Source organism: Streptomyces sp. NBC_01363 (assembly GCF_026340595.1).
Classification (GTDB): Bacteria; Actinomycetota; Actinomycetes; order Streptomycetales; family Streptomycetaceae; genus Streptomyces.
In genome coordinates this window covers 6,093,476-6,112,884 of record NZ_JAPEPF010000001.1, presented here as the reverse complement: position 1 = coordinate 6,112,884, position 19,409 = coordinate 6,093,476, and the positions used below count along the sequence as shown (strand labels likewise).

The following is a 19,409-nucleotide window of genomic DNA, read 5'->3' as shown; positions in this document are numbered from 1 at the left end:
AGGGCGCCGGGTTCAGCCCGGGAGGGTGATGCGGAAGGTGGTGTGTCCGGGTCTGCTGGTGACGGTGGCGGTTCCGCCGTGGGCGGTGGTGACGGCGTGGACGATGGCGAGGCCCAGCCCCGTGCTTCCGGTGCTGCGGGAGCGGGCGTGGTCGGCGCGGACGAAGCGGCCGAAGACTTCGGGCTGGAGTTCGTCGGGGATGCCGGGACCGTTGTCACTCACGTCCACGCAGACGGTGGCCTGTTCCGTCGTGAGGGAGATCGTCACGTCGGTGCCGGGCGGGGTGTGGGTGCGGGCGTTGGCGAGGAGGTTGCCGATGGCCTGCTGGAGGCGGTGGGCGTCGCCGGTGACGGTGACCGGTTCTTCGGGGAGGTCGAGGAGCCAGTGGTGGCCGGGGCCGGCGGCGCGGGCGTCGTCCGTCGCGTTCAGGATTAGCAGGGTCAGGTCGACCGGCTCGTGTTCCAGGGGGCGTCCGGCGTCCAGGCGGGCAAGGAGGAGCAGGTCGTCGACGAGGCGGGTCATGCGCTGTGACTCGCCGCCGATGCGTTCCAGGGCGTGGCGGACTTCGGCGGGGACGGGGCCACGGTGGCGCAGGGCGAGTTCGGCGTGGCCGCGGATGTTGGCGACGGGGGTGCGCAGTTCGTGGCTGGCGTCGGCGGCGAAGTGACGGAGCCGTTCCTCGCTCGCGTGGCGGCGGGTGAGGGCGTCTTCGACGTGGCCGAGCATGTGGTTGAGGGCAGCGCCGACCTGGCCGACCTCGGTGCGGGGGTCGGTGTCGGGGAGCGGTCCGGGCATGGCGACCTCGCCACTGGCCAGCGGCAGCCCGGCGACCTCCGCCGCCCGGGCGGTGACCCTCTGGAGCGGGCGCAGGGAGATCCGCACCCACAGGGCCCCCGCGATGCCGGTGGCCAGGAGCGCCACGCAGAACAGCACGGCTTCGACCGCTTCGAGGCGGTGAACGGTCTCTTCCACCGGGTGCAGGGGCAGACCGGTGATCATGACGTCCTGATCGTCGCCGTCGACGGCCGTGACCCGGTATTTGCCCAGAGTGGAGAGGCGGATGCTGTGCCCGTTTCCGTCCACGGGCACCCCCGCCAGGGCGCGGCGGTCCTCGGGGGTGAGCCGGACCGTGCGGTCGGTGGCGTCGTGGACCACGGCGGCCTGGGTGGTGGTGCCGTCCAGGAGCCGGGCGCCGAACGTCGATTCGGCCTGACCCCGGGTGTCGGGGCGGTTGTCGGCGTCAGGCGTGGCCTCGTGTTCCAGGCTGGCGGCGAACCGGCCGCCCGAGGCGGCGAGCTGCTCGTCCAGACGGCCCATCAGGAAACCGCGCAGGGCGAGGGCGGTCGTGATCCCGACGGCGAGGCACGCGAGGGCGAGCAGGGTGACGAGTCCGGCGGTGAGCTGGCTGCGCAGGGTGCGGGGCACCGGGCGCCTCACGGCGAGTCCGGCTTGAGCACATAGCCGACCCCGCGCACCGTGTGGATCATCGGAGCCCGTCCGGCGTCGATCTTCTTGCGCAGGTAGCTGATGTAAAGCTCGACGACGTGGGCGCGTCCGCCGAAATCGTAGGCCCAGACCCGGTCCAGGATCTGGGCCTTGGACAGAACCCGGCGCGGGTTGCGCATGAGGAAGCGAAGGAGTTCGAACTCGGTGCGGGACAGCTCGACGGTGACACCGCCGCGCCGGACCTCCCGGGCTTCCTCGTCCATGCTGAGGTCCCCAAGGGTGAGCAGGTTCACGCCCGGCCCGGCGGTCATTCCGGCCCGTCGCAGCAGCCCGCGCAGCCGGGCTAGGACTTCCTCCAGGCTGTAGGGCTTGGTGACGTAGTCGTCGCCGCCCGCCGTGATCCCGGCGATGCGGTCCTCGACTGCGTCGCGGGCGGTCAGGAACAGGACACACACCTTGGGCATCTCACGTCTGAGGGCCCGCAGGACCTGGAGGCCGTCCAGGTCGGGCAGCATCCAGTCCAGAACCACCGCGTCAGGCCGGAAATCACGGGCCGTCTCGAGTGCGGTTGTGCCGTCGGCGGCGGTGCGGACCTGCCAGCCCTCGCCGGTCACGACTCCGGCCAGGACATCGGTGACGTCGGGTTCGTCGTCGACGACGAGAATCCGTACGGGATCTCCGTCGGGGCGGTGCAGAAGCGATGTCGTACGCGGCTCGTCCATGGTTCCTTCAGCATCCCCCGGCGCAGGCCACGGCAGGGGTGAGGCGTGTCTCTGAGTTTCCTCTGAATCGGAGCTGAGAGCGGTCGACCACGCTGTTTCAGAAGGTACACAGAGGTTGGGCTGTGAGGCTGGCCACCCATCGCCGGAGCGTGCGCCATATCCGGAGGAGCCCCATGACCACCACGTTCACCACCACGACGTATGCGAGCCGCGGGATGCGCCACCGGCGCCCGCGCCGCAGCCTCGTCCCGTTCCTGGTGCCGCTGGTGATCTGGGCCGGCGCCGCCGGAGTGCTGGGCCTGTGGTGGAGCGACACGAACTCGGTGGTCGGCTCGGCGGGCTGGCTCACCGGCGCGGGACGTATCACCGGTCTCCTGGCCGGATACGCCTGCGCGGTCCTGCTGGCGCTCATGGCCCGGATGCCGCTCCTGGACCACACCATCGGCACCGACCGGCTCGCCCGCTGGCACGCCTGGGGAGGCCGCTGCACCGTGTCCCTCGCCCTTGCCCACACCCTGCTGATCATCTGGGGCTACTCGCTGGCCTCCCACACGAACGTGGTCAGCCAGACCTCCACACTCGTCCTTCACTACCCCGACCTGCTCAAGGGCACGGCCGGCTTCCTGCTGCTCGTGGCCACAGGGATTATGTCCGCCCGCGCTGCCCGCCGCAGGATGAGTTACGAGACGTGGCACTACCTGCACTTCGCGACCTACCTGGCAGTCTTCCTCACCTTCGGACACCAGCTCTCCAACGGAGCCGACTTCGTCGGCAACCGCCTCGCGCAGGCCGCCTGGTACACGCTGTTCCTCGGGGTCGCGGCCCTGGTCGCCTGGTACCGCTTCGCCGTCCCAGTCCGGCGAGGGCTGCGCCACCGCCTGCGCGTGGCCGCGGTCCACCCCGAAGCACCGGGCGTGGTCTCCGTCCACCTCACCGGCCAGCACCTCGACGACCTCGGGGGCGAGCCGGGGCAATTCCTGCGCTGGCGTTTCCTGACCCGCGGACTGTGGTGGACCGCGAACCCCTACTCCCTCTCGGCCCCCGCCCACCCCGGCCACCTGCGGATCACGGTCAAGACCGCCGGCGGGCACAGCGCCGCCCTCGCCCGCTTGAGGCCCGGCACCCGGGTGTGGGCCGAGGGACCCTACGGCGCCTTCACCGCGAACCGCCGGACCACCCCCAGGGTCCTGCTCCTGGCCGGCGGGGTCGGCATCACCCCCCTGCGTGCGCTGTTCGAGACGCTCCCGGGCCAGGTGACCCTCGTCTACCGGGCCCGCCGCGCCGTCGACCTCGCCCTGCGCGGTGAACTCGACGCGATAGCCTCCCGCCGACGGGCCACCGTGCACTACATCGTCGACGAACCGGCCGGACACGCCTCCCCCCTCACCGCCCGGGTCTTGAGCACCCTGGTCCCCGATCTGGCCGCGCACGACGTCTACCTCTGCGGCCCGCCCGGCATGACCGAGGCCGCGATCAGAGCCCTGCGCGAAGCCGGTGTCCCGGCCCGGCGCATCCACCACGAGTCCTTCGCGTTCTGAGGAGAACCGCCATGCGCCGAGCCGTCCTCACCACCACCGGGATCAGCGCCCTGATCGTCGCCCTGCTCGCCCTCAAACCCCACCAGCTCCCCGCCCTGGCCGGGGCGGCTCCCCGTTCCCCGACGGCCTCGCACACTCCCGCAGACGCCTCGCCGGGCACATCCACTGGGACGGGCACGTTCACCGGAGATCCCATCGACACCCAGTACGGAACCGTGCAGGTCGCCGCCACCCTCAACCAGGGCAAGATCACCTCGATCAAGGTCCTCCAGGCCCCCGACCACAGAGGCCGTGACCAGGAGATCGCAGCCTACGCCCTGCCCCGCCTCACCCAGGAGGCCATCGGAGCCCAGAGCGCGCACATCGACGCCGTCTCCGGCGCCAGCTACACCAGCCAGGGCTACATCCAGTCCCTCCAGAGCGCCCTGGACCAGGCCCATGCCTGACACCACACAGGGTCTGCGCCACGTCGAGCACGTCATGGGCACCGTCTTCTCCTTCGACATCCGCGACCAGCCGACCCCCGCCATCCGCCGCGCCCTCGTCGAGGCTGTGCACCACCTCCACCAGGTCGATGCCGTGTTCTCCACCTACCGGCCCGACAGCCACATCAGCCGCCTCGACCGCGGCGAGATCCGACTGGAGCACTGCCCGCCCGAAGTCCACGAAGTCCTGTCCCTGTGCGCACAGGCCGCCCATGCCAGCGATGGCTGGTTCAGCATCATCCCCGCGAGAACCCTCGACCCCTCGGGGCTCGTCAAAGGCTGGGCCACCGAGACCGCATCCCAGCTCCTTTACGACGCGGGCGCGCACCACACGTGCATCAACGGCGGAGGTGACCTGCAGCTCCGCGGACAGGCGGGCCCGGGCACTGCGTGGCGCATCGGCATCGCCCACCCGCTACGCCCCGGTGAACTGGCCACCGTCATCACCGCCAGCCACGACCTGGCCGTCGCCACCTCCGGCACCGCCGAACGCGGCCATCACATCGTCGACCCGCACACCGGTAGACCTGCCGACACGTTCGCCTCCCTCACACTCGTCGGGCCCCGCCTGACGCTGACCGACACCTACGCCACCGCCGCGTTCGCCCGAGGCAACGGGGCACAGGGCTGGGTGGAAACACTGGACGGCTACGAAGCACTCGCGGTTCTGCCCGACGGCCAGGAATGGCGAACTCCAGGATTCAGCCGCTATGGGTCATGAGGTGCGACACAGCGTCATTCCCGCGCGCAGGGAACGGGCGCCTCCCGGTCGCGGCCGCGGCTTACCACCTATGTCGCCGCAGGAGCCCGACTCGTCCCTGTCCAGCATTGAACACCACCCTCCGAAGGAGCCCCTTGTGGGACTCGACCTGATCAACGGCATCCCCGCACACGTCCTGTTCGTGCACGTCGTCGTGGTCCTGGTACCCCTCACCGCGCTCGCCCTGATCCTGTGCGCCGCCATCCCCTCCGTCATGCGCAGGTTCGGCCTCGCCCTGCCAGCCCTTGCCCTGGTGTCCCTGATCAGCGTGCCGCTGACGACCAACGCCGGCGAGTGGCTGGAACGGCACGTGGACCGCGATCCCCTGGTCCGTAAGCACACCGAACTCGGCGACGAACTGCTCCCCTGGGCCATCGGGCTCTTCCTGGTGTCCGCAGCGGTGTGGTGGCTCTACCGCCGCGCCGCCCACCGCACCCCCGAGGCGGAGGGATCCACCAGCACGGTGGGCACGCCGCTCCGTATCACCGCCGCGGTGCTGTCCCTCATCATCGGCGTGGGTGCCGACGTACAGGTCTACCGAATCGGCGACTCAGGCGCTAAAGCCGCTTGGCACGACGCCTACTCCGCCACCGCGCACCCCAATCGCGACTGACCGACACGCGCCGTGACACACCCAGCCCAGGGGCTGCGCTCGGTGACACCGCACGGTATCCGGCCCTTCTGCTCGCTACGCATCGAGGACGTTGTCACATTGGTGCGTTGATCGATTAAGGGTGTGTAGGGGTCGGGTGGGGGCCTGGCTTACGCTGCGATGGGCTGGTCGGTGGCGCCGGTGATCTCGTCCCAGATGGCGAAGCGGGTGGTCATCTCGGTGCGGTATTCGGTGGCCATCAGGTGGCGGCGTGGTCGCAAGTGCGGTGAGATGCCGCTGAACGCGGACAGGAACCGCTGGGCCCCGCCGGTACTGCGGAAGCCCTTCATCGCGCGTTCGCGCTGCCTCGTCGGCTGATGACTGTTCTCGCGGAAGATTTCAAGTCCAGTGAGACGGTCGTGACGCTATGAAGTTTGTGGTGTGGGTTCCCTGCGTTTGGCCGGGTCGTTGATCCAGGCTGTCTGGGGTATCTCGGGTGGTCTGGGGCGGCGGCCGAAGCGTTCGGGGTGACGGGCGTATGCCTCGGCGAGGGTGACCGCGCGCTGGTCGCGGACCTCCTCGGCAGTCCCGAAGTGGACGGAGGCGGGTGTGTGCCAGCCGATACCCGAGTGCCGGTGCTCATGGTTGTAATACGCGATGAACGCGTCGAACCACTCGCGGGCGTGGGCCAGCGAATCGAACCGTTCGGGATAGTCCGACATGTACTTCGTGGTCTTGAACTGAGCCTCGCTGTAAGGGTTGTCGTTGGAGACCTTCGGCCTCGAGTGCGACCGCGTCACGCCCAGATCGATCAGTAGTTGGGACACCTTCTTCGACGTCATCGAGGTGCCGCGGTCCGCGTGCACGGTCTGGGGCACGATGCCGTTGCGGGCGATGGTCTCGCGGATCAGCTCCTCGGCCCGCACAGCTGATTCGGCTCGCTCGACGGTGTGGCCGACGATGTACCGGCTGAAGATGTCGATGATCACGTAGGCGTGATACCAGACGCTCTTGGCCGGTCCGGCCGCCTTGGTGATGTCCCAGGTGAACACCTGTGAGGGCCCGGTGGCGACCAGCTCGGGCACCGCCTTGGCGGGATGGGTGGCCTGCCGTCGGCGCTCACCGGACTGATCCTGCTCGCGCAGGATCCGGTACATCGTCGAGACGGAGCAGTGATAGCGCCCGGCATCCAGCTCGCGGGCCCAGATCTGCGCGGGCGCCAGCTCGGCGTACTCGTCGCCGTTCATCAACTCGAGTACCGCAGCCCGCTCTTCGGCCGTCAGGGCCGACGGCTGCACCTGTGGGGCACGTGTTCTGCGTGGTGGCGGGGGCCGGAGCCGGCGGTAGTGCGTGGCGCGGGAGCGGCCGGTCAGCCGACAGGCGGCCGTGATGCCCAGCTGAACCTCGACGCCGGTGAACGCCTCGTCCACGACAGGGTCGGCGGCAGGCTTCAGTCCGCGCTCTCGGAGATCATTTCCAAGAGCGCGGAGGCTTTTCCCATCACCTCGAGTGCGGCCTTGTTCCGTGCCAGGTCCTTCTGCAAGCGCTCCACCTGCTGCCGCAGCTTTTCGTTCTCCACCTCCGCGGCGGACTTCTTCGCCCGGGCCGGGCTGGTCCGGCGGTCAACCAGGTTTTCCAGGGCCCCGGCGTCCCGGGCGGCCCGCCACTCCTTGACATGCGAGTGGTAGAGCCGTTCCCGGCGCAGGACCGCACCCTTCTCGTTCCTGGGCGCGGCGTCGTACTCGGCGACGATCCGCAGCTTGTACTCCGAGGTGAAAGTGCGGCGCTTCGGCCTCGGCGCCGGGTCGGACCCGACGGGCTCTGTGCTGGGCATAAGGGACGGTTCCCCTGTCGTGCCCTCTCAGAGGGTGTTCGGTAGGGGGATCCCCCTATCTGTCCGGTCCGCGGTGTGGCGAGATGGACTTGTTTCCATGATCTCGTAGCGCGACGTCGGGGTCATCGGTTTTGATCATCTTGTGACTGAGCGACGTGCCTACCCCTCGGATCTCAAGGATGATCAGTGGGAGTTGATCGAGCCCCTTTTGCTGGAGTGGCGGGCCGCGCGGGCCGAAGGGCGGGAGCCCACCACCGATCTGCGCGAGGTGGTCAACGCGATCCTCTACGTTGCCCGGACGGGGGTGGCCTGGCGCTACCTGCCCCATGACTTCCCGCCGCACACCACGGTCTACGGCTACTTCAGGGCGTGGGAAGCGGACGGCACCGCCGAGGAGGTCCACGACACCCTGCGTGACCAGTTACGCAGGAAGAAGGGGCGCCGGATACTGCCGACCGCCGCGGTGATCGATGCCCAGACGGTGAAGGCGTCACCGAATGCGCCGGAGAGCACGCAAGGGTACGACGGTGGCAAACGGATCAAGGGCCGCAAGCGGCATATCGCCACCGACACACTCGGGTTGCTGCTGGTTCTCATCGTCACGGCCGCCGGCGTGCAGGACACCAACGGCGGCAAACTCGTTGCCGACGCCCTGGCCGCGAAGTTGCCCACGGTGACGAAGGCGTGGGTGGACGCTGGGTACAAGTCCAAGATGATCACGCACGCGGCCGCCCTGGGCATCGAGGTGGAAGTCGTGGCGCGTGATGCGGAACAGAAAGGCTTTGTGGTCCAGAAGGTCCGCTGGCGTGTAGAGCAGACTTTCGGGATCATGAGCCGCTACCGGCGTCTGCACCGTGACTACGAGGCGCTGCCGGAGCGGTCCCGGTCGATGATCCACTGGGCCATGGTCAATTCCATGGCCAGCAGGTTGACCGCGAGCCCGAGCCAAATCGGGCAATACCTCCGCCCGAAACCGCCCGCGGCAGCCTGAAAAGGTACCGAACACCCTCTCAGGCTAACCCCGCAGAACGGGATGTCTCACCCAAGGCTGACAGAGAGGGCTCTACCTCGACGAACACCAGTCCCTCCAGCAGATCGCCACCTCACAGGCTTCTCCCGCAGAGTGCTGACTGACCTCGCCAAGGAGTACGGCATCCCGCTCCGCGAGGGTCCACAGGACTACAAGCGCCGCGGCGCCATCGACCGCGACTGGCTCATCGAGCAGTACGCCGTTCACCGCCGGACCCTGCCCGACCTCGCCCAGGAGAAGGGAATGAGCCCCGCGAACATGGCCCGCTGGGCACACACCCACAAGATCCCTCTCCGCCCCGCGGAGGAGCAAGCCACGACGCCGCCCTCCGCGCCGGCGAGCAAGCCACCGGCATCCCTGCCGTCCTACGTGACGCTCTCACGAGCCCATCCGGCCGACAGCGACTCGAACGCTTCGTCGCCGCCCTGCCCTACCCCACCGTCACTGAAGCCGCCCGAGCCCTTGGCATTCACCAGTCGACGCTGGTGACCCAGATCAACCGCCTGGAGAGAGACCTGGGCCGGCCCCTGATCGAGCGCGCCGAACGCGGCCGCAGGATGAGACCTACCCGGTTCGGCAGGAGCGTTGCCGCAGCGGTGCGAAAGTCCGGCTCCGGAACGTGACCATGGAAGGCGTCGGCCGAGGATTTGGACACGATGCTGAGGCTTCCTGACCTGAGGGTGGGACGGCTGCCTCGCTGTCTTCCCGGCATGCGTGACGAGCTGCTATTCGCCACCTGGGCCGGTTTCAGCGCAGGGCTCTTCCTGCTGGACTATGCGCGCGAGGAGACCCATGAGCTGGGTCCGCTCGGCAGGCGTCAAGACAGCGGTCAGCTCATCGTTCGCCTCACGGCCCAGTTTCTCCGTCTGAAGCAGGCGACGTTTCCCGCTCGGCGAGAGGGTGATGGCGTTCTTGCGACGGTCCTTGGCGTCCGGCGCTCGGGTCACGAGGCCATCGTTCTGGAGGTCGTTGAGGATCGCGACCATGTCCTTGGGATCGATGCTCAGGCTGCGGCCCAGCTCGGCCTGCGATACGGGTCCCAGTTCGGCGACTGCCGATAGGACGGCATGGTGCATCATCCGCATGCCCACCTGAGCGAGGGCTTCGGCGACGAGCCGGTGTCCCCGAGCTGCGGCGCGACCCAGGAGCCAGCTGGGGAGGGAGCGGATACGGGCGGGAGCGCGGGTGGTGTCGGACATGGGGCCAGACTAACCAGAAAATCATTGGGGTTCCCTATGATCCTTCGGTATCGTTGGGTCTCCCAATGACCTGGAGGTGTGCATGCGGCGGGTTCGTTTTTATGAGTACGGCGGTCCGGAAGTGCTCCGCGTCGAAGATGCGGAGGCCCCTAAGCCCGGCCCGGGGGAACTGTTGGTCCGCACGGAAGCCATCGGTGTGACTCTTCCCTCCGTGCGCAAGGTTCGCGGCGAAGGCGGCAGGACGCCGCTACCGGGAGTCCTTGGAGGCGAGGTCGCCGGAACGGTGATCGCACTCGGCCCGGACGTGACGGATTTCGAGGTCGGCGACCGCATCACGTCGCTCACTTTCAGCGGCGGCTCGTATTCCGAACAGGCAATCGCCCCCGGCTTCATGGCGAGCCGCATACCGGACGGAGCGAGCGCCATCCAAGCCGTCGCGCTGGTGCGCAGCGGACACGTCGCCCTCGCCGCCCTCGCCGCGGCCCGCCCTCTCGTGAGCGAGTCGGTCCTGATCACGGGTGCCGCGAGCGGAGTGGGGCATCTCGCGGTCCAACTGGCCAAGCTTCAGGGCATCGGACGGGTCGTCGCGGCCGTGAGCTCGCACACCAAGGCGGAATTCCTCCGCGGTCTGGGCGCTGACGAGATCGTGACCTACGACAGCGAGCACTGGGGGGAGCCAGTCGATGTCGTCCTGGATGGAGTCGGTGGAGATCTACTCTCACGCGCCGTCTCCGCCCTTGCACCCGGCGGGCGACTCGTCTTCTTCAACTCGGGCGGCGGCACCGTTCCGGCCTTCGACCTCCTGGCAGGATCGAAAACCATCACCGGGCTCACCATGGCGAGGTTTGTCGACACTCAGCGCGAGCTCTATGACCAGCATGGTGAGGAGCTGTGGAAGCTGACCCTGTCCGGGCAGTTGCAGCCGGCCGTTCACGCCCAAATTCCGCTGGCTGATGCGGCACGAGCGCACGAGATCATCGAAGCCCGTGCCAACCTCGGCAAGGTCGTCCTGCTGCCCTGACGGTGAAGCTGACCCGCGTCGGGAAACGCGTGGCCGCTGCGGCCAGGAAAATCCCCGCAGAGGAAATGACGCGGTGGTGAGACAGAACTCATTGGCCAAGCAATGAGACAACCAGAGAAGCCGCAGGTCACGGCGTCGAGCGGTGCCCCGGGCCGCGAGATCCTACAGGTTGTAGGGTCTCAAATTTCGCAGCACAATCTCAGCTCCGATGGCACATCGGTGGCACTCTGTCGCATTCAAGCTGGCCGATTCTTACTCGATCTCATTCGGGTTGGCGGATTCTTGCCGACCGGGCTCTGAGCGACGGACCCGCGCGACGCCCTCGTCCAGGTCAACGCCAAGTGGCGTCCCCTCTCCGATCCGGACGTTCTTGCGGAACCTCTCCTGCTCCATCGCCTGCTTCACCGCCTGCGCGGCTGGAGAGAACCCCTCTACCAGCGCAGAAGTACGCCCCTTCGTCTTGCGGTAATAGATCCACCCACGGTGCTCTGCCCACAGCAAAGCGCGATCCACCAAAATCAGGCAGACACCGGCGGCGACGCCGACTGTCACCACAATCACAGTGCTTCTCATACCGCTGAAACGCAGCAACCCCCTACCGCGTTCCACGCTCCAGCAGTACGGCGAACGCAACTTCCGTGAAAGCCACGTCGTTTGAGAATGCCGAGGGCCATCGCTCTCAAGCGACGTGGCAACCCGGTAGGTCAGCAGCTCGCCGTCTGTCAGGTGCACTGCGACAGGACAGCCGGTCGAAGCGCTCACCCTTGGGCCTGACGAAGTGCCCAGTCGCGGTCGCTCGGCGTCGGCTCGGTTCGCCAACGAGCCCGTAGGACTCCGTCGTTGTCGGGCATGACAGCAGTGCACAGAGGCACAGATTCACCCGCGTATACAGACAGGAGCACGGCGGCATGGGCACGGGATATCCGGGCGGCCAGTTCGGGGAACTCGTCCTCGTCTGCGATGGCGCTGCGGATGTTGCCGTCGTCGTCCTGCCACACGACTTCGACGAGGCCATCAGCGGGCAGGGCTCTCAGGACGGCGTCGATGTCGGTGGACAGGGACGGCCAGACGGCGAGACGGGCCCGGGGAGCCAGTCCAACGCGAACGGGGTCGATGGTGTCGCTGGTGAGGTGGTGCCATCGTGAGGCACCTTCGAGATATGTCTCTTCCAGGATTCCTGCACGGCCGGTGACGACTGCCCAATGCAGGTCGGCCCAGAAGTCGTCATCGCCGGGCCGCTGGATGACCTGCTCTTCCTCTTCGGCCCCGAAGGCATACGGGGAGGCGTCCAGGCGTTCTGGGAACAGTCCGAGCTCCCGGGTATGGGCCAACGCTTCCTCGCAAGGCCGGCTGCTGCTGATGTAGAGGTACTGGTCCCATCCCACGTGGACTGCGAACGTGCCTTCCACCTCCAGCCGGCACCAGGCGCCGCTATCACGCAACATGGCTCGCACCAGTTCCAGACCGATTCCGAGCGGTACTTCTGCCCCGTCGTGAAAACCGGTAGGGCCGCCAGGGAAGAGCCCGTTCAACCCAAAGCCGTCCACCGGAGGCTCCACGCCGAAGTGCGCGATGGACGGGATCTGTGGTTCACGTACTGCCAGGTGATCGACGCCGGTGTCCTCAGCAAACGCCGCGACCGCCTGAAGATACGACGCCTCGACCTCGCCGTGATCGCTGACGGTGTCCTGACTGCCGGTGTAATACCCGTGTTCGTCACGGTCGGCGGGGTCGTACTTGGTGACGCGGTAGACGTAGGGGAGCTGCACCGCCCCATCATCCAGCACGCTCGTGTCGCCCCGCGAGGAAATGCCATGGGAGGTGAGACAGAGGCATAGGGCAACGTCCTGAGACAGATCAGGAACCTGCTGGTCAGCGCAATGCTCTATGACACGAGCCGCGAGATCCTACAGGTTCTGTGGGATCTCAAGTCGACTGCACAATCTCACCGCCCGCTTCATACCGACTGCACTCGCCATGTTCCTCGACGAAGTCGCCCACCGCGCACGGCACATCGAACTGGCCGGCGAGCCCCGCCGCAACACCTCCCACCTTGTCAGGGGTTACGCATCCCTGCCCGTCTCACTCTCCGCGCGCGGATCATGGGTGAGCTATCCTGCGCGCATGCGCGGACAGTTCACCGGCTGGCCGGAGCAGGCCATGGACGTGTTGTGGCAGCTCCAGGGCGAACCGACCCACGCGACCCGCGAGCGCTACCGCGCGGACCGCGAACGCCTGGTCCGGCAGCCGATGATCGCCCTGCTCAACGAGGTCGCGGACACCGACCCCCGGTACGAGGACTTCTCCGTCTGGCACTACCGCACCGACTCCTGGTGGTGGCAGCACCAGGGCGCGGTGATCCGACTCGGCCGCAAGATCGAGATCGGTCTCCGGTTCTCCCTGGACGGCCTGCGGATCCAAGGCGCCTGGTGGTACCCCGATCCCGGCCAGGTGGACATGTTCCGCAAAGCCGTGGCCTCCGAGAGGAGCGGCCGCGAACTGTCCGCCATCCTCGAGGACGTACGGAAGAAGGGCTACGACATCTCCGGGGACGTGATGAAACGCCCCCCGTATGGCTATCCGACGGACCACCCCCGTACGAACCTGCTGCGCCATCGTTCGCTGATCGCAGCCCGCCCGCTCGGCTGCGAGGAGTGGCTGCACACCCCCGAGGCGGTCGACCGGATCCTCTCGGCCGCCGCCGACCTCGATGCCCTGCTGATGTGGCTGGTCTGCCACGTGAAGCGCGCCGCCTGACATCACGAGGGCACCGCGCGGCACGGGAGGAACGACATTCGAGTGGCGCCCCTTGGCGGACCCTTCACTCTAGAACTCCACACGGTCGCCAGGGCGATGGATCGTCATCGGGCAGTCGGCGGCTGCAGCAACGTCATGCTGATGGCGGCGCCGACCGTGCTGAGGGGAAGGCCCGGCAAGACCGGCTACGGAGTCGCGGGCAGAGCCATTTTCAAGGAGCCCCAACGCTGACCAGCAGGGATGGAACCCGGAAGTCTGTCGCTCAGCACGTGCCTGCTCGCGGACGACACCTCTGGCTGCGACCGCGCCCCAGGTCGATACACGCGCCCAGGAGTAGGCCCGGAGGTGGCCGAGGGGCTGGCCGCGGCACGGGCAGGCAGGCTCCTGGCCTGCCCGTCGATCCCGAGCCGACAAGCGGCCGGGGTTGGTTGTCAGTGGTTCCCACCCCAGAAGGAGCCGGACACGTCCGTGAACGCTGGAGTGGTCGCTGCACCTGGAACGAGAACCTCCACGCCACCGCGTCGTTACCCCTGTGCCGCCAGTGACACGGTCGTCCCGTCAATCCATCGTCAAGGAGACAACAGGTGACACCCGAGGAGTATCTCGCCTTAGCCGAGCAGCACGCCGCAGCCGGCCGATTTGCCGCGGCTTCGGCGTATGCCGGCCTCGCGAGAGCAGGGGTGACCATCAGGATGGCCGCCGAGCAGGGGACGCCGATCTATCCAGGCGATCACCAGCCTCTGCCTGCCGACTGGTGCGGAAAGTGCTACAGCCCCGGAAGGCGCAGGATTGACCGGAAAGACTGTCCGCGATGCAGCCCACTCGAGCTTCGTGCCCGCCCCTGCCGATACTGCGGCGTCTACCTCGAAGAGCGAAAGGATGCCTACAACACGGACGAGACGTGGGCGTGGCGTGACGCGCGAGGCTCTCTGAACTGTCCGAAGGCACCTGATCCGGCAGCGCCCACCCCGGGCCCCGTCCAAGCAGAGCACGACGTCAACCCGGATCATGTGTGGAACCGCTTCTTTGAGGAATGGAAGGACAACCTCACTCACACCGAGCCGACTTCCGCTGAAGAGCTGCTGACGGCCAGCGCGCTGACGCCGTTCGTGCCCCGGACCCGCCTCGGGGAAAGGCCGCACACTGAGCACTTGGACACCTGGCTCGCGGCGCGGGCAGGCACACCCCACGGACCACTGCTGCTGGTTGAGGAACCTTCGCCCAGCAGCCCCTCTGTACGGACCTGGCGCCTGACCAGCCTTGGACCGGCGGCCCCGTAATGCCTGCCGGACATCTTCCTAGCTGACGGCCTCCCCTGCCTGGAGCACGCTCGACCGCCGGCCTCACGACGGGAGGAACGAGCTCCCTGGGGGACCGGGGCACTGACCTCCGAGTGCCGCGCTGGCAGGCCCTCACCTGCCGTGTCCTGCGTCAGAGGAACGTCGTTCTGTAACTGACGCAGCACAACAGGCCAGCCGGGAATGGGCCCCATGCCGATGCACCTACACCGTTCCAACCGGACGAAAGTCCTTCGGAGGGCTGCCGCATCCCTGTGCAAGTACTGCGGCACCCCTGTCGAGTGGTTCGAACGGCATGACGGGTTGCGAATTCCTTTGACCTGCGAGTTTCCCACCCGCCGTATTCCGGCGAAGATGCGCTGGCACATTCACCGCGGAGTGGCCTATCCAGGCACCGATGCCTCCAGCGGTTACTGCCGGATCCCTCACCCCGCAGTCTGCCCAGCAGCCGACCACCCCGATCTCCCTTCTGACCTGCAGGACGTCGTCCGCCGTCTTGCGGTACGGATGCGCACCGCCATCGAGAGCGGCGAGTTCGTCCCGTTCGTCGAGACCGTCACAGAGGAGGAAGTCGAAAGCCCCGGCCCCGAACAGGTCCAGCACATCCGCCACGTGATCGACTGTCACGGCTCGCTTCGGATCGGACCCTGCGCCATCGAGGACCTGCAGTGCATCGCCCACGACGCCCTCACTGAGCAGCGCTGCGAGAACGGAATCTGCGACCTGAGTGAAGGACGCTGGGAACTGACCGGCATCGACCAGGAACAGGCCACCGGCAGGCTGGGGCAGCAGGTTCTCGAGCTCACCGGCGGAAACATCTGGGTCTGGCACCTCGCCGACTTCAACGTCGTACGCCGCTGGTGGGCCCAGCGCTGCCACGATCACTTCAACACGGACGACCCCGATCATGTCGCCAACGAATTCGTACCCTTCCACCCCCTGCGTCACGACGCCCACGTACTGACCGAGCGGCCTACCGGCTACGACCTGCAGAGCAACGGTGAGAAGCGCGTCTTCATCCACGACGGGCCGGAGCAACGCACAAAATGCGCAAGCCCGTCCTGCTCGAACGCAACAGTCCTCTCCCCTCAAGAAGGGTGGCTGTGCTGGCAGTGCGAGGAGCTTCAGCGTCGCCGCCAACGCATCCACCAACGCCGGAGCCGAGTCCGTGACTAGTGCCGCATCAGGCAACGTTTGCCCTGTCGACGACGGCTTGTAGGCGCTGGTCGTCGGCATGGCGGTTTCGCCAGATGATGTAGCGGCGGATCATGCTGCCCTGTTCCTTGTGGTCGGCGTGGTCCGTTCCGTCCAGGGTGAAGTAGCGCAGGGCCGTGAACTGGGCCTCGATACAGTTGAGCCAGGAGCTGTTGGTCGGTGTGTAGGCGATCTCGACGTTGTTCGCGGCAGCCCAGATGCCGACCCGTTGACACCTTTTCGTGGTCAGGTGCGGGGAGAAGTTGTCGGCCACGATCGCGATCCTGACGTCGGCCGGGTAGAGGCTGCGCAGGTAGCGGCAGAACTCCAGGAACTGAGTCCGCCGCTTGACCGGTTTGATGTGGCCGTAGAGTGTCTTTGGATAGATCCAGGACTCTGCTGCGCAATTCCGTGCGGGGGTGAAGGTGGGCACGGGATGATCGTCTGTACGGTCGTTGTCCTGTCGTGCGGCCGTGGGGGTGGTGTGGATGTCGATGCGGCCGGAGGGGCTGCCGGAAGTCCCGGAGCAGACCGTGATGGTGGCGCGGGCGGCGTTCCCGCAGGGGAGCCTGGCGATACGGGTGCGAGACCGGCTCGCGGAGGTTTTCGCGGACGAGCCGTTCGCGTCGGCGTTCGGGGTGCGTGGGGCTCCGGGTTTGTCTCCGGGGGTGTTGTGCCTGGTCACGGTGTTGCAGTTCGCCGAGGATCTGACCGATCGGCAGGCCGCGGCGATGGCGGTGCGGGCGATCGACTGGAAGTACGCGCTCGGGGCGGAGCTGACGGACACCGGCTTCGATGCCAGTGTGCTGAGCCGGTTCCGTTCCCGCCTGTCCGACAACGGCATGGAACGGGTGGTCTTCGACCGTCTCCTTGAGTACTGCGTGGAGGAGGGGCTGGTCGCGGCCGGGGGCAGGCAGCGGACCGATTCCACCCATGTGATCAGTGCGGTGCGGGACTTGAACCGCCTCGAGCTGGCCGGGGAGAGTGTGCGGGCGGCGCTGGAGGCCCTGGCTGTCGCGGCGCCGTCGTGGCTGGCCGGGCAGGTCGATGTCGCCGAGTTCGCTCACCGGTACGGGCCGCGGGTGGACGGCTGGCGCATGCCCGCCTCGCAGACGAAACGCGACCGGCTCGCGCAGGTCTTCGGCCAGGACGCGCTGGCGTTGTGCCGGGCGGCCTGGTCACCCGGCACACCCCCATGGATCCGTGAGATCGAGTCCGTACAGATCCTGCGGCAGATCCTCGTCCAGACGTACTACCTGAGCACCGACACCAGGGGACGGGAGGTGATCAAGAAGCGGGCCGCCGACGACGAGGGTGTCCCGCCCGGTCATCGCCGCCTCGCCTCCCCCTACGACGCGGACGCACGCTGGGCGGCCAAGGGCGAGGGCCTGTTCTGGATGGGCTACAAGGTCCATCTCACCGAGACCTGCGACACTCCCACCGAAGCCGAAGCCGAAGCCGAAGCCGGTGTCCGGGCGGCACCGAATCTGATCACGGACGTGTGCACCACCGATGCCACCGTGCCCGATGTGAAAGCGACCGCCCCGGTCCAACAGCGCCTGGCCGAGCACGGCATCAGGCCCGCCGAGCACTACCTCGACTCCGGCTATCCATCCGCCGACCTCATCGCCGCCGCGCTGAAACAGGGCACCCGTATGGTCACCCCGGTTCTGCTGGATCATTCCGCCCAGGCCAAGGCCCACGCCGGCTTCGACAAGAGCGCCTTCATCATCGACTGGAGGGCCCGCCAGGTCCGCTGCCCCGCCGGCAAGACCAGCGCGCACTGGAACCCCGTGAAACAGCACGGAACGGACGCGATCGTCATCACCTTCGGCGTCCGCACCTGCCGCCCCTGCCCCTTCCGCGACCAATGCACCAGCTCCGCGAAAGGCCGCCGCATGCTCACCCTGCGCCCCAGAGAGCCAGAAGAAGCCCTCACCCAGGCCCGCGCCGAGCAGAAGACCGAGACGTGGAAGGCCAAGTACGCCCTGCGAGCGGGTGTGGAAGGCACTATCAATCAAGCCCTCGACATCACCGGCATACGCCGGGCCCGCTACCGCGGGCTACCGAAAGTCCGCCTCCAACACGCCTTCTCCGCCACCGCACTCAACGTGATCAGACTCGACGCCCACTGGACCGGACACGACCAGCATCACACCCGCAGCAGCCGGCTCGAACGCCTCGCCTACCGACTCACAGCCTGACCCAGGAATTGCGCAGCAGAGTCATCCAGAGCGGCGAACAGGTGTCGCACCCCGCCGTAACGGTTGCAGGTCGCTCGCCGCCGTCGGCGCGGTTCGCGATCTGGGTCCTTGTGCCTGCCGCCGCGCTCGGCCCACTGCCGGCCCGGGTGGGGCATCAGGTTGAGCGGCCCGAACTCATCCATACAGAAGATGACTTCGGGCTCGCCGTTCTCGGGTATGACCTCGCCGTCGGCGATCGCGTACAGGTGCTCAACCCGCGCTTTCTTGGCCGCGTAGTCCGGATCACGGGAGGTCTTCCAGGTCTTCAGGCGTTGAAAGGAGACGCCTTCCTCGCGGAGCAGGATGCGCAGACCCTCGTGGCTGATGTCGTCGACCACCCCCTCGGCGACCAGGAAGTCCGCCAGCTTGGACAGGCTCCAGGTCGAGAACGGCAGGTCGTGCTCGGCCGGCTTGGACTTCGCGATCTTCTTGATCTCACGGCGCTCCGGCAGCGTGAACGTCTTGGGCCGGCCACCGGAGTACTTCGGATACAGAGAGTCGAAGCCGTCGGCGTTGAAGTTGTGGATCACGTCCCGGACCCGGTCGTCGCTGGTGAACGACACCTCGGCGATCTTCGCCACCGGCATGCCCTGCGCGGATAGCAGCACCATCTGGGCCCGCCGCCAGGTCACCACAGACCCGGTGCCTCTGCGGATAATCCGCAGCAGCCGCCGCCCCTCATCGTCATCGATCTCTCGGACACGCACTCGTTCTGCCACCCGGACAGAATGACGGCCACGCGCCGTCCACCACAGCACCCGGACGGCGCGTCACATCACAACAGGGCAAACGTTGCCTGATCCGGCACTAGGCCGTCGACGGATCATGGCGTCGTAGGCTCCAGGACATGCACAGCACCCTGACGGAGCACGCGTGGTGTCTCTACGGAGACGAGTACGGGCCCACGCCGGAGTGCGACCAGGAACACCGGGAGCACTACTTCGTTGAGGAGCTGACCTTCGCGGACGCGAATGCGATCCTCGCGATGCTGCGTGAGCTCAGTCCGCACGTGGTCGACGGCCAGTTGCCGGTCTGGGTCCGGAATCTGGCCTTTCGGCTGGTGTTGTTGCAACGGCCGGACGAGCCGGTGCTGATGCGCGAGGCTGCCGAGAACCTGTGGCTTCACGGACCGGACTGGGACGGCATCGCGGCAAACCTAAAAAGGCGGGCCGATGCCCTGGAGGCTGGCTGATCACGGCTTGAGCCAGAGACGATCGAGGCCACGGTGACAACAGTCGCGCGCTTCACGCGGTGAAGGCGGGGGAGCCGTTCACGGTCCTGTCGCTGGAA

General features: G+C 67.5%; 19 protein-coding genes and 3 pseudogenes. 12 read left to right on the top strand and 10 right to left on the bottom strand.

Translation table 11 applies throughout. The features are described from left to right. Positions 1–12: 12 nt before the first annotated feature. Together OG611_RS28075 and OG611_RS28070 are read right to left on the bottom strand one after the other, a co-directional pair. Positions 13–1,437: a HAMP domain-containing sensor histidine kinase gene (locus OG611_RS28075; protein ID WP_266425347.1), complete on the bottom strand. Its 1,425-nt coding sequence runs from the start codon at positions 1,435–1,437 to the stop codon at positions 13–15. Beyond that, on the bottom strand, positions 1,434–2,168 hold the full coding sequence (locus OG611_RS28070; RefSeq protein WP_323180246.1) for a response regulator transcription factor: 735 nt from the start codon (positions 2,166–2,168) through the stop codon (positions 1,434–1,436). Before OG611_RS28070 ends, OG611_RS28075 begins: the two co-directional genes overlap by 4 nt. A gap of 173 nt (positions 2,169–2,341) precedes the next feature. Between OG611_RS28070 and OG611_RS28065 the strand changes: the two genes are divergently transcribed. The 4 genes from OG611_RS28065 (at position 2,342) to OG611_RS28050 (ending at position 5,564) form a co-directional block, all read left to right on the top strand. Further along, on the top strand, positions 2,342–3,706 hold the full coding sequence (locus OG611_RS28065) for a ferredoxin reductase family protein (protein ID WP_266425345.1): 1,365 nt from the start codon (positions 2,342–2,344) through the stop codon (positions 3,704–3,706). A gap of 11 nt (positions 3,707–3,717) precedes the next feature. Further along, positions 3,718–4,152 carry an FMN-binding protein gene (locus OG611_RS28060; RefSeq protein ID WP_266425342.1) on the top strand — a complete coding sequence of 145 codons (435 nt, stop codon included), beginning with the start codon at positions 3,718–3,720 and terminating at the stop codon, positions 4,150–4,152. Next, the gene (locus OG611_RS28055; RefSeq protein WP_266425340.1) at positions 4,145–4,912 is read left to right on the top strand and encodes an FAD:protein FMN transferase; all 768 of its coding nucleotides are present in this window, start codon (positions 4,145–4,147) and stop codon (positions 4,910–4,912) included. Before OG611_RS28060 ends, OG611_RS28055 begins: the two co-directional genes overlap by 8 nt. A 136-nt stretch (positions 4,913–5,048) precedes the next feature. Then, on the top strand, positions 5,049–5,564 hold the full coding sequence (locus OG611_RS28050; protein WP_266425337.1) for a DUF2231 domain-containing protein: 516 nt from the start codon (positions 5,049–5,051) through the stop codon (positions 5,562–5,564). Between the two features lie 149 nt (positions 5,565–5,713). On the opposite strand, the pseudogene OG611_RS28045 reads toward OG611_RS28050, so the two are convergent. The 3 genes and pseudogenes from OG611_RS28045 to OG611_RS28035 all read right to left on the bottom strand — a co-directional run. Further along, a pseudogene (locus OG611_RS28045) lies at positions 5,714–5,932 on the bottom strand (IS6 family transposase); the annotation flags it as partial. 36 nt (positions 5,933–5,968) lie between these two features. After that, complete coding sequence (locus OG611_RS28040) at positions 5,969–6,973, bottom strand: IS3 family transposase (RefSeq protein ID WP_266425334.1); 1,005 nt, start codon at positions 6,971–6,973, stop codon at positions 5,969–5,971. Positions 6,974–6,993: 20 nt separating this feature from the next. After that, on the bottom strand, positions 6,994–7,377 hold the full coding sequence (locus tag OG611_RS28035) for a hypothetical protein (protein WP_266425331.1): 384 nt from the start codon (positions 7,375–7,377) through the stop codon (positions 6,994–6,996). A gap of 142 nt (positions 7,378–7,519) precedes the next feature. On the opposite strand from OG611_RS28035, the gene OG611_RS28030 reads away from it, so the two are divergent. The 3 genes from OG611_RS28030 to OG611_RS28020 all read left to right on the top strand — a co-directional run bounded on the left by OG611_RS28030 (position 7,520) and on the right by OG611_RS28020 (position 9,030). After that, a complete protein-coding gene (locus OG611_RS28030; RefSeq protein WP_266425104.1) occupies positions 7,520–8,368 on the top strand; it encodes an IS5 family transposase in 849 nt (282 codons plus the stop codon). 132 nt (positions 8,369–8,500) lie between these two features. Further along, entirely contained in the window at positions 8,501–8,896 is a 396-nt protein-coding gene (locus OG611_RS28025; protein WP_266425328.1) for a hypothetical protein, read from the top strand. Beyond that, positions 8,833–9,030: a LysR family transcriptional regulator gene (locus OG611_RS28020; RefSeq protein WP_266426287.1), complete on the top strand. Its 198-nt coding sequence runs from the start codon at positions 8,833–8,835 to the stop codon at positions 9,028–9,030. Before OG611_RS28025 ends, OG611_RS28020 begins: the two co-directional genes overlap by 64 nt. A gap of 102 nt (positions 9,031–9,132) precedes the next feature. Here the strand turns inward: OG611_RS28020 and OG611_RS28015 are convergent, their stop codons facing one another. Continuing rightward, entirely contained in the window at positions 9,133–9,606 is a 474-nt protein-coding gene (locus tag OG611_RS28015) for a MarR family winged helix-turn-helix transcriptional regulator (RefSeq protein ID WP_266425325.1), read from the bottom strand. Positions 9,607–9,688: 82 nt separating this feature from the next. On the opposite strand from OG611_RS28015, the gene OG611_RS28010 reads away from it, so the two are divergent. Beyond that, positions 9,689–10,627: a zinc-binding dehydrogenase gene (locus OG611_RS28010; protein WP_266425322.1), complete on the top strand. Its 939-nt coding sequence runs from the start codon at positions 9,689–9,691 to the stop codon at positions 10,625–10,627. A gap of 252 nt (positions 10,628–10,879) precedes the next feature. On the opposite strand, the gene OG611_RS28005 is transcribed toward OG611_RS28010, so the two are convergent. Together OG611_RS28005 and OG611_RS28000 are read right to left on the bottom strand one after the other, a co-directional pair. After that, positions 10,880–11,179 (bottom strand): hypothetical protein, encoded by a 300-nt coding sequence (locus tag OG611_RS28005; protein ID WP_266425319.1) that lies wholly within the window; start codon positions 11,177–11,179, stop codon positions 10,880–10,882. A gap of 206 nt (positions 11,180–11,385) precedes the next feature. After that, positions 11,386–12,396 carry an RNA-binding protein gene (locus OG611_RS28000; protein WP_266425316.1) on the bottom strand — a complete coding sequence of 337 codons (1,011 nt, stop codon included), beginning with the start codon at positions 12,394–12,396 and terminating at the stop codon, positions 11,386–11,388. Positions 12,397–12,751: 355 nt separating this feature from the next. Between OG611_RS28000 and OG611_RS27995 the strand changes: the two genes are divergently transcribed. Together OG611_RS27995 and OG611_RS27990 are read left to right on the top strand one after the other, a co-directional pair. After that, positions 12,752–13,384 carry a DUF2461 family protein gene (locus tag OG611_RS27995; protein WP_266425313.1) on the top strand — a complete coding sequence of 211 codons (633 nt, stop codon included), beginning with the start codon at positions 12,752–12,754 and terminating at the stop codon, positions 13,382–13,384. 1,481 nt (positions 13,385–14,865) lie between these two features. Further along, positions 14,866–15,858, top strand: a complete 993-nt coding sequence (locus OG611_RS27990; protein WP_323180245.1) for a DUF6083 domain-containing protein — start codon at positions 14,866–14,868, stop codon at positions 15,856–15,858. A gap of 7 nt (positions 15,859–15,865) precedes the next feature. Here the strand turns inward: OG611_RS27990 and OG611_RS27985 are convergent. Then, positions 15,866–16,249, bottom strand: a pseudogene (locus OG611_RS27985) (transposase); the annotation flags it as partial. A 115-nt stretch (positions 16,250–16,364) separates the two neighbouring features. Between OG611_RS27985 and OG611_RS27980 the strand changes: the two are divergent. Continuing rightward, complete coding sequence (locus OG611_RS27980) at positions 16,365–18,080, top strand: IS1182 family transposase (protein WP_266425309.1); 1,716 nt, start codon at positions 16,365–16,367, stop codon at positions 18,078–18,080. A gap of 23 nt (positions 18,081–18,103) precedes the next feature. Here the strand turns inward: OG611_RS27980 and OG611_RS27975 are convergent. Next, positions 18,104–18,838, bottom strand: a pseudogene (locus tag OG611_RS27975) (helix-turn-helix domain-containing protein); the annotation flags it as partial. 128 nt (positions 18,839–18,966) lie between these two features. Here OG611_RS27975 and OG611_RS27970 point away from each other — a divergent pair. After that, positions 18,967–19,311 carry a hypothetical protein gene (locus OG611_RS27970; RefSeq protein ID WP_266425303.1) on the top strand — a complete coding sequence of 115 codons (345 nt, stop codon included), beginning with the start codon at positions 18,967–18,969 and terminating at the stop codon, positions 19,309–19,311. The last annotated feature ends 98 nt before the right edge of the window (positions 19,312–19,409 follow it).